Annotated in this window: 13 protein-coding genes; 7 read left to right on the forward strand and 6 right to left on the reverse strand. The window is 76.4% G+C overall.

The genetic code is table 11. The features are described from left to right. Positions 1–16: 16 nt before the first annotated feature. Positions 17–1,021, reverse strand: a complete 1,005-nt coding sequence (locus PSR1_RS02860; RefSeq protein ID WP_059436133.1) for a YafY family protein — start codon at positions 1,019–1,021, stop codon at positions 17–19. 80 nt (positions 1,022–1,101) lie between these two features. On the opposite strand from PSR1_RS02860, the gene PSR1_RS02865 reads away from it, so the two are divergent. Continuing rightward, positions 1,102–1,728: a DUF1054 family protein gene (locus PSR1_RS02865; protein WP_059436134.1), complete on the forward strand. Its 627-nt coding sequence runs from the start codon at positions 1,102–1,104 to the stop codon at positions 1,726–1,728. An 89-nt stretch (positions 1,729–1,817) separates the two neighbouring features. On the opposite strand, the gene PSR1_RS02870 is transcribed toward PSR1_RS02865, so the two are convergent. Next, the gene (locus PSR1_RS02870; protein WP_059436135.1) at positions 1,818–2,693 is read right to left on the reverse strand and encodes a hypothetical protein; all 876 of its coding nucleotides are present in this window, start codon (positions 2,691–2,693) and stop codon (positions 1,818–1,820) included. Positions 2,694–2,861: 168 nt separating this feature from the next. Between PSR1_RS02870 and PSR1_RS02875 the strand changes: the two genes are divergently transcribed. The 4 genes from PSR1_RS02875 to PSR1_RS02890 all read left to right on the forward strand — a co-directional run bounded on the left by PSR1_RS02875 (position 2,862) and on the right by PSR1_RS02890 (position 6,838). Next, entirely contained in the window at positions 2,862–4,412 is a 1,551-nt protein-coding gene (locus tag PSR1_RS02875; protein WP_059436136.1) for a HAMP domain-containing sensor histidine kinase, read from the forward strand. Then, positions 4,409–5,830, forward strand: a complete 1,422-nt coding sequence (locus tag PSR1_RS02880; protein WP_059436137.1) for a pitrilysin family protein — start codon at positions 4,409–4,411, stop codon at positions 5,828–5,830. Before PSR1_RS02875 ends, PSR1_RS02880 begins: the two co-directional genes overlap by 4 nt. 154 nt (positions 5,831–5,984) lie before the next feature. Continuing rightward, positions 5,985–6,419, forward strand: coding sequence for a bacteriohemerythrin (locus PSR1_RS02885; protein WP_059436138.1), 435 nt, complete (start codon positions 5,985–5,987; stop codon positions 6,417–6,419). A gap of 101 nt (positions 6,420–6,520) precedes the next feature. After that, the gene (locus PSR1_RS02890) at positions 6,521–6,838 is read left to right on the forward strand and encodes a hypothetical protein (RefSeq protein ID WP_059436139.1); all 318 of its coding nucleotides are present in this window, start codon (positions 6,521–6,523) and stop codon (positions 6,836–6,838) included. A gap of 26 nt (positions 6,839–6,864) precedes the next feature. On the opposite strand, the gene PSR1_RS02895 is transcribed toward PSR1_RS02890, so the two are convergent. From PSR1_RS02895 to dapF, 4 genes are read right to left on the reverse strand one after another with little or no spacing between them, the layout of a single operon-like run. Next, positions 6,865–7,665: a PhzF family phenazine biosynthesis protein gene (locus PSR1_RS02895; protein ID WP_059436140.1), complete on the reverse strand. Its 801-nt coding sequence runs from the start codon at positions 7,663–7,665 to the stop codon at positions 6,865–6,867. Positions 7,666–7,674: 9 nt separating this feature from the next. After that, positions 7,675–9,141 carry a DUF4388 domain-containing protein gene (locus PSR1_RS02900; protein WP_059436141.1) on the reverse strand — a complete coding sequence of 489 codons (1,467 nt, stop codon included), beginning with the start codon at positions 9,139–9,141 and terminating at the stop codon, positions 7,675–7,677. A 12-nt stretch (positions 9,142–9,153) separates the two neighbouring features. Continuing rightward, positions 9,154–11,022, reverse strand: coding sequence for a response regulator (locus tag PSR1_RS02905; protein ID WP_059436142.1), 1,869 nt, complete (start codon positions 11,020–11,022; stop codon positions 9,154–9,156). Continuing rightward, positions 11,023–11,823 carry a diaminopimelate epimerase gene (gene dapF / locus PSR1_RS02910; protein WP_059436143.1) on the reverse strand — a complete coding sequence of 267 codons (801 nt, stop codon included), beginning with the start codon at positions 11,821–11,823 and terminating at the stop codon, positions 11,023–11,025. A 158-nt stretch (positions 11,824–11,981) separates the two neighbouring features. Between dapF and PSR1_RS02915 the strand changes: the two genes are divergently transcribed. Together PSR1_RS02915 and argE are read left to right on the forward strand one after the other, a co-directional pair. Beyond that, entirely contained in the window at positions 11,982–13,379 is a 1,398-nt protein-coding gene (locus PSR1_RS02915; RefSeq protein ID WP_059436144.1) for a formimidoylglutamate deiminase, read from the forward strand. Between the two features lie 45 nt (positions 13,380–13,424). Then, complete coding sequence (argE, locus tag PSR1_RS02920) at positions 13,425–14,540, forward strand: acetylornithine deacetylase (protein ID WP_059436145.1); 1,116 nt, start codon at positions 13,425–13,427, stop codon at positions 14,538–14,540. The last annotated feature ends 87 nt before the right edge of the window (positions 14,541–14,627 follow it).

A 14,627-nucleotide genomic window follows, 5' to 3' on the forward strand; every position in this document is an offset into this window, starting at 1 on the left:
TTCGACCCGGCGGCGCTCACGCGAGCTCCTCCGCCAGCCGCTCGAGCACCGCCCGGGCGCGCTCGCGCAGCGCCTTCGGGGCGAGGAGCTCGGCGCGATCGCCGAGCGCGAGCACGTGGCGCAGGAACCCCTCGCCGTTGGTCGCGTCCACCTCCACCAGCGTGGCCCCGCCGTCCTCCCGCACGCGGGCGCGCGGGCCGAACGAGGCGAGCACCTCCGCCGAGACGGGCGGCTCGAGCCGCGCCCTGCACCGCACCGGCGCGTGCACGGCGTACTCCCAGGCCTCGCGCGTGGCGTGATCGGCGAGCGAGAAGTCCTTGCGCGGCTGGAAGTCCGGGGTGCGCGGCGCCGACGGGTTCACCGTCAGCGACTCGATCCGCGAGACGTGGAACGTGCGCAGGTCGCGGCGCAGGTGGCACCAGCCCACCAGGAACCAGGCGCCGCCGCGCTGGAACAGGCCGTACGGATCCACCTCGCGCTCGGTCCGCTCGCGGCGCTCGGCGCCCAGGTAGGCGAGGCGCACGCGCTTCTTCAGCGCGATGGCGCGGGACAGCTCCTCCACGGTGGGCGCGACGGCCGGCCCGGCGCCGTCGTCCTCGCCCAGCCGGCGCGCCGCGACCGCGGCCGCCTCCGAGGCGCCGGGCGCGCGCGCCGCGAACGAGAGCTTGTTGAGCGCGTGGGCCAGATCGCGCGCGTACGGGAACGCCCCGGTGGCGAGCGCGGCGGAGCCCGCCAGGTAGAGGAGCGCCAGGTCCTCGGGCGGGAGCTTCAGGTCCGGCAGGTAGAACTCGTCCCGGTCGATGAGGTAGCCGGCGGGGAGATCCTCGTCGCCGCTCGCGTACCGCACCGGGATCCCGAGCTCGAGCAGGTCGGCCTTGTCGCGCTCGAACTTGCGGATGGCGGCCTCGCCCTTGCCGCCGTAGTCCTCGGGGAACTGCTCCTGGATCTCGCGCCAGGAGACCGGCTCGGCGGCCTTGAGGAGGAGCGCCGCGAGATCGAGGAGCCGCTGATCCTTCTGCATCGCGCGAGAACGTCGCAGAGCCCGCCCGGCCAGTCAATGTGCTAAGCTGCCGGTTCCCCCGGGAGCGCGGGAGCGTGCTGATGGCAGGGCTGGGACTCGGTCCACCCGACTTCGCGCTGTTCGAGCTCGGCGATCCCGACGAGCGTGCCCGGGCCCTCGACGAGGAGCTCCAGCCGAAGCTCATCGCCCTCGGCGTCCAGTGCAGCTCGGGCCTCGCGCGGGTCGCAGGCAAGGAGCTGTTCGTCCACCCCGGCAAGCTGCCGCGCCGCCGCAACGCCGCGCCCGAGGAGGTGCTGGTCGCCTTCTCCGACAGCCCCAAGGGCTACCGCGGCCTCGCCTTCCTCGCGGTGGTGATGACCCGCGAGCACCTGCACGCCCGGGTGGGCGTGCGCGGCGACTCGCCCCGTCGGGCCGGCATGCAGCGCGCGCTCGAGCGCGAGGCCACCAACCTGGCGCGCAAGGGGAAGCCGTTCCGCAAGCTCCGCGAGTTCCTGGAGTGGAACCACGAGGAGCTGCCCGAGCTCGCCCCTGCCCACTCGACCGCGTTCTGGCTCGAGATGGGCGAGGCGCTCGCGCCCGGCGGCCCGGGGCTCGACCTGGGGATCGCGTGGACGCAGGAGGAGGCGCGGAGCATCGCGCTCGGCGACCTGCTGGGCGTGTTCCGCGACCTGGCGCCCCTGTACAAGGTGCTCGCGAACGCGGAGTGAGGCGCCGGATCCGCTCGAGGTGAGCGGCTCCGGGATTCCGCTCACCCCGAGCCTGTCGAGGGGCGAGCGGAGGCAGCTCGCCGCGCGCGTCAGGCCGCGGTCGATCCGCCGGCCTCGCCCTCGCCCTCGCCCTCCGGCGCGGCCGGCGGGGTCGCCGCCTCGGCGCGGGCGGCCTCCTGCTGCGTGAGGCGCCGCTCCTCGCGCGCGGCCTGGCGCACGGCCTCGACCAGCTCGTCGTGATCCTTGCGCAGCGCCTCGTGGCGCCGGCGCAGCTCGGCGTAGCGATCGCCGGCGAGCTCGAGCTCGCTCTTCTGGACGATGTAGACGCGCTTCTCGGTCTCGAGCCGGCCGCGGACGCTCTTCACGTCCTTCTCCAGGTCGGCGACCCGCTTGCGCGCCTCGGCGAGCTTCGCCTCGGCCTTGTCGGCCCGGTCCTTCTCCGCCGCGAGGCGCCCGGCATCGACGCTGGGCGCGGCCGGGGCGGCCGGCGCCGCGGGCTGCGGCGCGGGCGCGACCGGCGCGGGCGCGGGCGCGGCGGCGACCGGCCGGGCCTCGAGCCGCTTCACCGCGGCGGCGGACTTCTCGAGCTCCTTCTCCAGCGCGCGCGCGCGGGTGGCCTGGTGCTCGGCCTCGGCGCGGGCCTCGGCGAGCCGGGCGGCGAGCTTGTCGATCTCGGCGCGGAGCGCCTGGGCGCCGCCGGCCTTCTTCGCCGCCTCCTGCTGCTCGAACGCCTTCTTCTTGGTGCGCTCCAGCTCCGCCTTCACGGCGGTGGCCTCGTCGCGCCGCTCCTTCGCCTCGGCGCGGGCGGCGCGCTCCGCCTTGCGGGCCGCCTCCAGCTCCTCGCCGCGCTTCGCGTCCTCCGCGGCGCGCGCGGCCAGCGCGGCCCTGGCGGCGCTGGCGCTGCGGAAGGAGAGCACGGCGATGGCGATGCCGACGAGGGCGACGACGAGGGCGAGGCCGGTCATGGGGTGAAGGCTCCGGTGTGGGACTCTTTCACTACCCCAGGTCCTCGCGCCTGGGAAGCACCACGGCCATGCGAGCGGGCGCCCGGCACGGCGCTTCCGGCCGGCGCCGGTTAGGAACGTTCCCGCCCGCCGCCGGGCCGGGCACGGTAGGATCGCCGGCTCCCCCCCATGCGACGCGTCGCCACCAAGATCTTCCTCACCTTCGCGGTCGCCCTCGCGGCGTTCGCCGCGGTGGCGGGGTTCGGCGTGGCGCGCCTCCACGATCTGCGGCGCGACCTGCGCACGCTGTCCTCCGGCTACATCCCGCTCACCCGGATCGCGGCGCAGCTCGACGTGAAGGACTGGGTCACCGCCCGCGCGCTGGAGGCGCGGGTGCTCGACCCCGCCGCCCGCCGGGCCTACCTCCCCGTGGCGAGGGCGCACTTCCCCGCGCTGGTGCGCGAGAAGATCGAGGAGGGCAAGCGCGTGGCCGCCGGCGCGCGGATCGACGCCTCCGGCGACGACGCCCGCTTCCTCGGCGACGTGCTCGCCCGGCTGGACGGCCTCGCCGCGCGCTGGGCCGACTACGACCGCGAGGCGCGCGCGCTGCTCGACGCGCTCGAGGCCGGCGCGGGGATGGGCCCGGGCGCGGCGGCGTTCGACGCGCGGGTGGCGGCGGTGCGGCAGCTGGAGAAGGGGCTCAGCCTGGACGTGAAGCTGCTGCAGGTCGCGCTCGAGACGCAGATCGCCGACCGCGTGCACGACGCCGAGCGGACCGAGGGCAACACCGTCGCGCTGACGGTGATCTACTCCCTGCTCGCGCTGGCGGTGGGCGTGGGCGCGGCGGCCATCTCGCAGCGCCTGCTCGCGCCCATCCAGACGTTGACCGAGGGCGTGAAGGCGGTCGCGGCCGGCGACCTCACCCGCAAGGTGGAGGCGCGAGGCCGGGACGAGATCTCGGTCCTGGCGCACGAGTTCAACGCCATGGCCGCCTCGCTCGACCGGCAGCGCGCCGAGCTGCTCCGGGCCGAGCGGCTGGCCGCGGTCGGCCGCATCTCGGCGCAGATCACGCACGAGATCCGCAACCCGCTGAACGCCATCGGCCTGAACGCCGAGCTGCTCGCCGAGGAGATCGCCGCGCTGCCGGCGCCGCCGGCGGAGGCGACCGGGCTGGTGTCCGCGATCTCGCGCGAGGTGGACCGGCTGAACGCGGTGACGGAGGAGTACCTCCGCTTCGCGCGCCTCCCGCGCCCGCAGCTCGAGCGCCACGACCTCAACGAGATCCTGGGCGGCCTGCTCGACTTCCTCGGCCCCGAGCTCGCCGCGGCGCGCGTGGACGTGCACCGCGCGCTCGCGCCCGGCCTGCCCGGGGTGCGCTGCGACGAGGGGCAGCTCCGCGCGGTGTTCCTGAACCTGCTGCGGAACAGCCGGGAGGCGATGCCCGGAGGCGGGACCGTGCGCGTGGTCACCCGCCGGGCGGACTCCGGCGCGGCCGTGGAGGTCGAGCTGGGGGACACCGGCGGGGGGATCCCCCCAGGTGACCTTACGCGCATCTTCGAGCCGTTCTACTCCACGAAGGAACGCGGCACCGGCCTGGGGCTCGCGTTCACCCAGCAGGTCGTCGAGGAGCACGGCGGGACCATCCGGTGCGAGAGCACCGTGGGCCGGGGAACGGTGTTCACCCTCCGCTTCCCGGCGATCGAGGACAGGGTGGAACACGAGGTGGGTGCAGCCACATGAGGCGGTCGGGTCGGCAGGTGCGGGTGAAGCGGCGCAAGGACGCGCCCGGGAAGCGGGGCGGCGCGTTCCGCGTGGCGCTGCCGCGCGCGCGGGTGGCGGCGCGGGTCCGGCGCGCGCAGGAGGACTGGGGCGAGGTCCACCGGACCGTGCTGCCGAACGGCCTGCGCGTGCTCACCGCCCGGGCGCCCGGGCTGCACTCGGCCATGATCGCGCTGTACGTGCGCGCCGGCTCGCGCCACGAGACCGAGGCGCGCAACGGCGTCTCGCACTTCCTCGAGCACCTTTTCTTCCGCGGGTCGGTGGGCTACCCCGACACCGTGGCGATGAACGCCGAGGTGGAGGCCGCCGGCGGGAGCCTGAACGGGATCACCGCGCGCGACCACGGCTGCTACTACACGCCCATCCACCCGGAGGAGGTGGGCACCGGGCTGGCGGTGCTCGGCGACCTGATCCGGCGGCCGCTCCTCAAGGAGATGGACGTCGAGCGCGAGGTCATCCTCGAGGAGATCCTCGACGAGGTGGACGCGTCCGGCCGCGACATCGACCCGGACAACCTCTCGAAGAAGATCGTCTTCGGCCGGCACCCGCTCGGCTTCAAGATCGCCGGCACGCAGGAGATCGTGCGGCGCCTCCGGCCGCGCGACGTGCGCGCGCACCTCGAGCGCTTCTACACCGGGGCGAACCTGGTGCTGGCGGTGGCCGGGCCGGTGCGCCCGGACCAGGTGGCCGACCTGGCGGAGGAGCACCTGGGCCGGCTCCCGCGCGGGCAGCTCAGCGTGGACCTCCCGGCGCCGGCCTGGCCCGAGGGGCCGCGGCTCGAGATGGTGGAGCACGACGACGCGCAGGCGGAGTTCTCGCTCTCCTTCCCCTGCCCGCCCGAGCGCCACCCCGACTACCCGGCGCACATGTGCCTGCGCCGGATCCTGGACGACGGGCTCTCCTCGCGCCTGCCGTTCGAGATCGTGGAGCGGCGCGGCCTCGCCTACTCGCTGCACGCCGGCATCGACACCTTCGCCGACGCCGGCATGACCGTCATCGACGGCGCGTGCGCGCCCGCCAAGCTGCCGCGGGTCATCGAGGAGGTGCTGCGCGTGCTGGGCGGGCTGGCCGAGCGCCCGGTGCCGGAGGAGGAGCTGCTCCGGGTCCAGCGGCGCCACCGCATGACGCTCGCCTTCTCGCTCGACTCCGCCGCCGACCTGGCCGGCTGGTACGGCGCCGGCGAGGTCCTCTCCGCGCCGGAGGGCTTCGAGGAGCGCTGCCGGCGCGTCGAGCAGGTGACCGCGGCCGACCTGCTGCGCGTGTCCCGCGAGACCTTCCGCCGCCGCAACCTGGTGGCGGTGGTGGTCGGGCCGTCGCGGCGCCGCGAGCGTGCGGCGGTGGAGCGCGTGGTCCACGGCACCGACGCCCTGCCGCGCTAGGCAGCGCGGGTGCGGCCGATCCCGCGACCGCGGGATCTCTCACCCACGGTGTCGTCCTGCGTGGGCCGGCGCCCTCGCTCGCTTGACCTGGGTCAGCCCCGCCCTCCCCACCCGTCCCGTGCGTGGTTACCGTGGACGTGGCTCGGGGGCCGCCATGGCGTTGCAGTGGACCAGCGTGCTGTCGGTCGGCATCCCGGAGCTCGACGCCGAGCACGCCGAGATGTTCGAGCGGATGGATCGGCTGCACGACGCGATGCTCGCCGGCGATCGCGCGGAGGTCTCGCGCACGATCGCGTTCCTGCGCGAGGACGCCGTCCGTCACCTCGCCGCCGAGGACACGCTCATGCTCGCCCTCGGCTATCCCGAGCGCGAGCGGCACCTCCGAGAGCACGAGGCGTTCCTCGCCACCGTGCGCGAGCTGGCCCGCCGCCACGACGCGAACGGCCCCACCGCCGTGCTGGTGCACGACGTGGAGCAGGCGGTGGCCACGTGGGTCGAGGCGCACGTCGCGGTCCACGACGTGGCCCTCGGCGCGTTCGCCCGCGAGCACCTGCGCCGGCCGACGACCGCCGAGCGCAAGCCCGCCTAGCCGCTCGCTCGCGCGACGCGCCGGCGCGCCGTGCACCCCACGCCGACGGGTGCGACCGGCGCGCTCGGGCGGGCGGCGTTCGTGCTACGCTCGGGGGCGCAATGGCGGACTTCGTCATCCGCGCCGTCGAGCGCCTCCGCGAGGACCCCGGCTTCAGCCGGAACCGCTACTTCCTCGCGCTCTCGTCCCCGGAGGGGAAGCGCGCGCTGCGCATCCACCGGCACCTCCGCTCGCTCGAGCACGACCTCTCCGACGGCGCGACCGCCACGGTGGCGCGCGACGCCGAGCGGGTGCGGCTCACGCTGCGCGGCAAGCGCGGCGCCCGCACCGCCTGGCTGACGCGCGCCGAGTACCGGCTGCTGCTCACCAGCCCGGTGGCGAGGGCGGCGCTGGCCGCGGCCGGGGCGGACCCGGCGTAGGCGCCGCCCGTCGGCCGCGAAGGCGGTCAGACCTCGATGGACCCCGACAGGAACTCGGCCGCGCGGCCGGCGAGGCGGACCTTGTCCGCGGCCGGCTGGTCCTCGCAGCCGAGCCGCCCGCCGCGCCGCGAGACCTGCAGCGCCTCCAGCGTCCGCCGGCCGAGCCGGTCCGCCCAGTAGGGCACCAGCGTGCAGTGCGCCGAGCCGGTGACCGGGTCCTCGGGGATGCCGACCTGCGGGGCGAAGTAGCGCGACACGAAGTCCACCCCGGGCGTGCTCGCGGGCGCGGTGACGACGATGCCGTGCCCGGGCAGCTCCGCCACCGCGCCGAGGTCCGGGCGGAGCGCGCGGACCTCCTCCTCCGTCGCGAGCACCGCCAGGTAGTCGCGGCCGAGCAGCGTCGCCTCGGGCGCGCGCCCCCGCAGCGCCCGCACCAGCGCGGGCGGCGCCTCGGCCGGCGCGGGCGGCCGGCGGGGCAGCGACAGCGCGATCCGGCCGGCGGCGTCGCGGGTCACGCCGAGCGTGCCGGCCTGCGTCCGGAACGCGACGGCGTCGCGCCCGCGGGCCAGGTGCTCGAAGACCACGTGCGCCGAGGCGAGCGTGGCGTGCCCGCACAGCTCGACCTCGATCTCGGGCGTGAACCAGCGCAGGTGCCAGCCCTCGCCCTCGGCGACCAGGAACGCGGTCTCGGAGAGCGCGTTCTCGGCGGCGATGGCGAGCAGGGTCTCGTCCGGCAGCCAGGCGTCGAGCGGGCAGACCGCGGCGGGGTTGCCGGTGAAGACGCCGCCGGTGACGAAGGCGTCCACCTGCCAGATCGGGATGCGCATGCGCCCGTTCTACACGAGCGGCCCGCGCGCGCCAGCGCCCGCGAGGAGCGCGCGCAGCCCCTCGGCCGCGTCGCTGCCCTCGAACGCGAAGCCGCCCGGCGCCTCGCGCAGCACGTCCGGCACGCGCGCCTCCGACGGCCCGCACACCACCACCGGCAGCCGCTGCACCTTCACCAGCTCCTCGAGCAGCGGGTCGATCCCGTCGGCGGGCAGGAGCACCAGCGCGCCCACCGCGCCCGCCGAGAACGGCCGCCACAGCGGCATGAGCGCGCGATCGCCGGGCAGCTCGGCGAGGTCCACCCGCACCCCGTCCGCCAGCGTGACGCGCCCCACCGTCCCGAAGCCGCCGGCGGGCGGCTCCGGCTCCGGGCGGAAGCCGGGCACCGCCTGGAAGCGCGAGAGCGCGGCGCGGCGCGCGAGCGGCCCGCCGCCGGCCACGACGACCTTGCCGACGGTCTGCGGCCCGGAGGAGCGGCCGCGGGCGATGCGGGCGCGGAGCGCGTGCAGCTCGTGCGGCGCGAGGAGCTGGCCGCGCGGCTCCGGGGAGAGCGCCTCGCGCCGGCGCGCGTAGCCGTGCTCGAGCAGCGCGCCCACCGCCCGCATCGCCTCGAGATCGGTGGCGCGGCAGCGGTCGAGCAGCTCGTGGAACGGGCGCGGGGCGCCGGACTGCAAGAGGCCCAGCACCTCCTCGGTGACCGGGTGCAGGCCGGCCGGGATCTCGCTCGGGTGGACGGCCAGCTCGACGCCGTCCTCGGGCGCGGGCAGCTCCGGGAGCAGCCGCGCGACCTCGTCGGCCTGGCGGAGGCCCTCGAGCACCAGCTCCTCGACGCGCCGGTCGATCCGCTGCGCCGCGGGCGGCAGGCCGGGGAGGAACGCGAACTGGCCTTCACGGTGGGTGAGGAGCCGGAACAGCGCCTTCTCGCCGACGACCGCGCCCATGGCCGCGTCCACCACCCGCCCCTCGGCGAGCGAGATGGAGGCGCGCTCGCCCTCGCGCTCGACCGTGAGCGTGCCGGACTTCCGGTTCACCGAGAGGATCTGCAGCAGGTCCACCAGCGGGATCTGCGCCAGGTTCCCCTCGATCTCGCGACCGTCGCCGGAGACCGCCCGCGACGCCTCGGCGCGGCGGAACACCTGCTCCACCCGCGCCAGCACCTCGTCCAGGTTGAACGGCTTGCGCAGGTAGAGGCCGAGGCGCGAGCGGTCCGGGTCCGACGAGGCGCCGGTGATCACCACCGGGATGCGCTCGGTGCGCGGGTTGGTGCGCAGGATCCGGACGAAGCTGCGCGCGTCGAGCAGCGGGCAGTCCTCGTCGAGCAGGATGAGGTCCGGGAAGCGGAGGATGGCGGCCTGGAGCGCGCGCGAGCCGTCGCGGGCCGCGTGCACCTGGTAGCCGCGCTGCCGGAGCACCGGCGCCAGCGCGCGCACGGTGGCCGGGTCGGGATCGGCGACGAGGATCTTGCGGACGGTGGCCATTCGCGCGGTCGCTCAGATGGGCTGGAGGTCGTACGCGCTCTGCAGCTTCGAGACCAGCGCGTCCACCAGCGGCATGTCGGAGGTGTGGAAGGTCCGGCCGTCCGGGCCGGAGAGCAGCGCGTAGGCGGAGCGCTCGGAGAGGAACAGCAGGAACTCGTGCCCGGCGAAGCGCTGGTCGCCGTCCACGTACACCTCGGTGACGAGCGGGTGCGGCGCCGCCTCGGCGTCGGTGCCGCGCGGGCCGAGCAGGTAGACGCGGGCGGAGGGGTCGCCGGCGCGCGCGGCCGGATCGCCGGCGGGCAGGGCCGCGCGGACCGGCGACGCGGCGAGCGCGCTGCGCAGGCCCACGTAGAGCAGGCCGCGGGCGCGCGGGTCGCGCGCGATCTCGCGGGCCGCCTCGCGCTGCGCGGCCGCGAACAGCTCGGCGTCGGGCTGCAGCCGCGCGCTGGCCGAGCTGTCCGGCAGGCGCGCCGAGCCGGAGAGCAGCACGTCGGTCAGCTCCCAGAACGCGCCCGGCTCGAGGTCGCCGAGGTGCAGGCGGCGCAGGAGCGAGCCGCGCTGGTCCTGCACGCGATCGCGCGCCCAGTGCAGCAGCTCGTCGAAGTCCTCCCCGTCCTTCGGGAAGCTGGCGGCGCCGATCGAGAGGAGCACCGGCACGCGCTCCTCCATGGTCCGGACCGACGCCTCGCGCCGGACCTCCTCGGTGGCGCGGCGCACGAACATGAGCGCGCCGAAGTAGTCGGTCTCGGGGAGCAGCACGTAGTACTCGCTCTCCGACACCTTCGCGAGGATGTCGGCGTCGCGGACCGCCCGGCCCACCGCCGCCACCAGGTCGCGCATCAGGCGCCGGAACGGCTCGCGCCCCGCCTCCTTGCGGAGCTGCTCGACGTTGTCCACCGAGAGCACCACCAGCGAGAACGCCCGGCCGTAGCGGCGCGCCTTGTAGAACTCCTTGCCGGCGTAGTCCACGAAGTAGGAGAGGTTGTACGCGCCGGTCTCGCGGTCGCGCAGCCCCACCCGCTCCACCGCCTGGAAGCGGCGCGCGTTCTTCACCGCGATGGCGGTGAAGTCGGCCACCACGAGCGCGGCCGCGTGCTCGTCCCGGCCGAAGCGCCCGCGCGCGCGGTCGGAGAGCAGCGCCAGGCCGAGCGGCTCGTCGTCGGCCACGAGCGGCACCAGGAACGCCTCGCCGCCCCAGCCCTCCGGCGCCAGGAAGGGCGCGCCGCCGCGCAGCGCGTCGGCGAAGGCGGGATCGCGCGGGTCCACCCGGACCGGCAGCGCCGCCCGATCGACGAGGCCCCGGTAGCCGCGCAGCGCGAGCTGCCCCTTCTCGTCGGCCACCCACAGCGCCGCGCCCTGCGCGTCGGTGGTGCGCGCCAGCACCGAGAGCGCCAGGTCCACCAGCCGCTCGCCGTCGAGCGTGGCCAGGATCTGCAGGCCCTGCCGGTAGAGCGCCTGGGCCTTCACGAACTCGAGGTTCTCGGTGAGGAGCTGGCTGTGCTCGCGGCGGAGCCGCACCCGCGCCAGCACCCGCTCCGCCACGCGGAGCAGCTCCCCGGGCTCGAGCGGCTTCGTGAGGAAGTCGGAGCAGCCGGCCTTCATCGACTCGACCGCGAGCTTCACGTCCTCGCGGCCGGTGACCGCGACCACCTCGAGCTCCGGGTCGCGCCGCCGCGCCTCGCGGATGAGCCCCAGGCCGTCCAGGCCCGGCATCACCATGTCGGTGAGCAGCAGGTCCACCCGCTCGGCGGCGAGCACCTCCAGCGCCTCCTCCGCCGAGGAGGAGGTGCGGACCGCGTGCCCGGCGCCGGTCAGCACGTCGCGGAACAGCTCCTGGAAGAAGCGCTCGTCGTCGACGACCAGGATCCGCCCGTTCGCCATCTAGAGGTCCGTCTCGCCGGTGAAGGCGCGCTCGGCCGGGCCGCGCATGGTGACGCCGACGAGATCGGGGGCCACGGTGATGGCGAGCGCGCCGCCCGGGAGCCGGACCTCCACCGGCACGCCGGCGCGGGCGAGGCCGCGCGAGACCGAGGCCACCGCCGCGGCGCAGGCCCCGGTGCCGCAGGCGTCGGTGAGCCCGGCGCCCCGCTCCCAGACCACGAGGTCGATGCCCGAGGGGCCGGGCCGGGCGAAGCCCACGTTCACGCCGCCCGGCACGAGCCGCTCGATGGCGGGCCCGACCGCGAGCGCGCGCGCCCGCTCCGGCGCGTCGAACAGCACCGCGTGCGGGTTGCCCATCGAGACACGGAGCGCCCGGAGCGCCTCGCCGTCCACCCGGAACGGCTGCTCGCCCTCGAGCCGCGCCGGGCCCATCTCCACCGAGACCGCCTCGACCGCGCCGCCCGGGCCGCGGTGGATGGTGCAGCGCTTCGGGCCGGAGTCGGTGTCGATGACGAGGTCGCCGTCGAGGCCGCGCGTGTCGGCGAGGTGCCGGGCCACGCAGCGGATGCCGTTCCCGCACATGGCGGCCACCGAGCCGTCGGAGTTGAAGATGTGCATGGTGGCGGCGGCGCCCGCGGTGCGCGGCGGCAGCACGGTGAGCACGCCATCGGCGCCCACGCCGCGGCGGCGGTCGCAGATCCGCCGGGCGCGCTCGGCGTCCATGAGCGGCCCGTCCACCACCACGAAGTCGTTCCCGAGGCCGTGGTACTTCACGAAGGGCAGCGGCACGCGGCGCATCATATACCGGCGGCGGGCCCCGCGCTCCCGGTGCGCCGCGAGCGCTCCGGGTCCCGCCGCGGCGATACCGCCGGCGGGGCCGCCGCCGGCGAAGACGGCCGCCCGGCCGGCGCCCGCGCGCGGGCTGGCGGCGCGGCCGTCCGCGGGGTAACCCTGGGACCGTGACCACCGCGCAGGCGTTCCAGCCCGAGCTCCTCCTCGCCGGCGGCTCCCTCCACGAGGGGGCCGCGCTCTCGGTCAAGGACGGCGTCGTCGCCGCCGTCGGCCCGCCGCTGCCCGGCTTCGAGCGCGTCCCGCTCCCCGGCCGGATCCTGGTCCCCGGCTTCGTCTCCGCCCACGGCCACTCCTTCCAGCGCGCGCTGCGGGGCCGCACCGAGGCGCGCGGGGGCGCCGCCGGCCGGAGCGACTTCTGGAGCTGGCGCTCGGCCATGTACGCGGCCGCGCGCCGCCTCGACCCCGACCTGCTCGAGGCGGTGGCCCGGTTCGCGTTCTTCGAGCTGGCCCGGGCCGGCGTCACCTGCGCCGGCGAGTTCCACTACCTGCACCTCGACCCCGGCGGCCGACCCTACGCCGATCCCTCGGAGCTGGAGCTGCGCGTGGTCCGCGCCGCCCGCGCCGTCGGCCTGCGCATCGTGCTGCTCCGCGCCGCCTACGCGCGGGCCGGCGCGGGGACCGAGCCGGATCCGGCCCAGCGCCGCTTCGTGGAGCCGTCGCCGGAGGTGTTCCTGGAGCGGCTCGACCACCTCGCCCGCCAGGTCCGCAACGACGACGGCGTCCGGGTGGGCATCGCGCCGCACAGCGTCCGGGCCTGCCCGCCGGCGTGGCTCTCGGCGCTCGCCGGCGCGGCGCGCGCGCGCGGGCTGCCGCTGCACGTGCACGCCGCGGAGCAGCCGGCCGAGGTGGCGGCCTGCCGCGCCGAGCACGGCCGGAGCCCGGTGGCGCTCCTCGCCGAGGCGGGCGCGCTCGAGGCCCGAACCACGCTCGTGCACGCCATCCACCTCGACGACGCCGACGTGGCGGCGATCGGCCGCGCCGGCGCGACCGTCTGCGCCTGCCCGCTGACCGAGCGCAACCTGGGCGACGGGGTGGTCCCGGCCGACCGGCTGGTGGCGGCGGGGGCGCGGCTGGCGCTCGGGGTGGACGCGCACGCCGAGGCGGACCCGCTCGGCGAGGCCCGGGCCCTCGAGCTGCAGCTCCGGCTGGTGCGCGGCGAGCGGGCGGTGCTGGACGATCCGCCGGGCGCGCTCGCGGCGCGGCTGTTCGAGGCGGTGACCGCGGGCGGGATGGCGTCGCTCGGGCTCGAGGGCGGGCGGCTCGCGGTGGGCGAGCCCGCCGACTTCGTGCTCCTCGACGTGGACGACCCGTCGATCGCCGGCGGCGAGCGGGACGCGCTGCTCCCCTCGCTCGTGTTCGGCGCGCAGCCGGGGGCGGTGCGGAGCACGTTCGTCGCAGGGCGGCCGGTGGTCGAGGACGGGTGGGCGCCGCCAGGGCGGCCCACCGGCGCGGACCTGCTGGCGGACTTCCGGGCGGCCATGCGCGCCCTGTGGGGCGGCGCGTAGAGAGAAGCGGCGCGGCGGCCCCGGCTCGCGTAGGCTCGGGGCCGCATGGATCTCGTCCCGCTGCTCCGGTCCCTGGTCGCGCTCGACACGACCTCCGCCCGCACCAACCTGCCCGCGCTCGACCTGCTCGAGCGCGAGGCGCACGCCGCCGGCTTCGCCACCCGCCGCCAGCGCTGGACCGACGCGGCCGGGGTCGAGAAGGGCAACCTCGTCTGCCGCCGCGGGCCGGACGTGCCGGGCGGGCTCGCGCTCGTGGGGCACACCGACTGCGTGCCGTTCGACCCGGAGTGGAAGGAGGCGCTCTCCGGCGAGCTCGTGGACGGGCGGCTCGTCGGCCGCGGCTCCGCCGACACGAAGGCGTTCCTCGCCGCCGCGCTCACCGCCGCGCGCGCCGCCGCGCCGGGCCGGCTGCCGCTCACGCTCGTGTTCACCGCCGACGAGGAGATCGGCTGCCTCGGCGCGAAGCGGCTGCTCGCCGAGGGCGCGCTCCACCCGGCCCACGCCATCGTGGGCGAGCCGACGCGGCTCACCCCCATCCGCGCGCACAAGGGCTACTGCGCGGTCGAGGTGGTGGTGAGCGGGATCGAGGGGCACAGCGCCTACCCCGAGGTCGGCGCCTCCGCCATCCACCACGTCGGCCGGCTCTGGCCCGAGCTCGAGGCCATCGGCGCGGACCTGACCCGCGAGACCGACCAGGCGTTCTCGCCGCCGTACACCACCTGGAACGTGGGCGTCATCCGCGGCGGCAAGGCCCGCAACATCATCGCCGGCGAGTGCCGCTTCACGTTCGAGTGGCGGCCGCTCCCCGGGCACGACCCCAAGCGCGCGCTCCGGCTGCTCGAGGACGCCTGCGCCCGGCTGGCGGCGGCGAGCGGCGGCAAGGTGAAGGTGAACGTCGTCCCGCTCCGCACCGACGCGGCCGCGGTGACGCCGCCCGGCGCCGAGATCGTCCGCTTCCTCGAGGCGGAGAGCGGGAACGCCGCCGCGACCGTGCCGTTCGGCACCGAGCTGCCCGAGCTCATCGGCATGGGCGCCGAGGCCTGCGTGTTCGGGCCCGGCGACATCCGCGAGGCGCACCGCACCGGCGAGTCCGTGCCGCTCGACCAGGTCGAGCGCGCGGTGACCATCCTCGGGAACGCCATCGCGCGCTTCTGCGCGTGACGCCCTTCGACTCCGTCCAGTGTGAGCGGGTCAACAGAAGCCCGCTCATGGTGAGCCCCGTCGAACCATGAGCGGGGCGCAGGGCCT

It is taken from the genome of Anaeromyxobacter sp. PSR-1, assembly GCF_000964525.1.
GTDB lineage: Bacteria > Myxococcota > Myxococcia > Myxococcales > Anaeromyxobacteraceae > Anaeromyxobacter.

Bases quoted from the DNA above. Each gene is read 5' to 3' on its own strand.
- dapF (WP_059436143.1), bottom strand. From the start codon at position 11,823: ATGATGCGCCGCGTGCCGCTGCCCTTCGTGAAGTACCACGGCCTCGGG.
- PSR1_RS02870 (WP_059436135.1), bottom strand. From the start codon at position 2,693: ATGACCGGCCTCGCCCTCGTCGTCGCCCTCGTCGGCATCGCCATCGCC.
- PSR1_RS02900 (WP_059436141.1), bottom strand. From the start codon at position 9,141: ATGGCCACCGTCCGCAAGATCCTCGTCGCCGATCCCGACCCGGCCACC.
- argE (WP_059436145.1), top strand. From the start codon at position 13,425: ATGGATCTCGTCCCGCTGCTCCGGTCCCTGGTCGCGCTCGACACGACC.
- PSR1_RS02905 (WP_059436142.1), bottom strand. From the start codon at position 11,022: ATGGCGAACGGGCGGATCCTGGTCGTCGACGACGAGCGCTTCTTCCAG.
- PSR1_RS02880 (WP_059436137.1), top strand. From the start codon at position 4,409: ATGAGGCGGTCGGGTCGGCAGGTGCGGGTGAAGCGGCGCAAGGACGCG.
- PSR1_RS02860 (WP_059436133.1), bottom strand. From the start codon at position 1,021: ATGCAGAAGGATCAGCGGCTCCTCGATCTCGCGGCGCTCCTCCTCAAG.
- PSR1_RS02865 (WP_059436134.1), top strand. From the start codon at position 1,102: ATGGCAGGGCTGGGACTCGGTCCACCCGACTTCGCGCTGTTCGAGCTC.
- PSR1_RS02895 (WP_059436140.1), bottom strand. From the start codon at position 7,665: ATGCGCATCCCGATCTGGCAGGTGGACGCCTTCGTCACCGGCGGCGTC.
- PSR1_RS02885 (WP_059436138.1), top strand. From the start codon at position 5,985: ATGGCGTTGCAGTGGACCAGCGTGCTGTCGGTCGGCATCCCGGAGCTC.
- PSR1_RS02890 (WP_059436139.1), top strand. From the start codon at position 6,521: ATGGCGGACTTCGTCATCCGCGCCGTCGAGCGCCTCCGCGAGGACCCC.
- PSR1_RS02875 (WP_059436136.1), top strand. From the start codon at position 2,862: ATGCGACGCGTCGCCACCAAGATCTTCCTCACCTTCGCGGTCGCCCTC.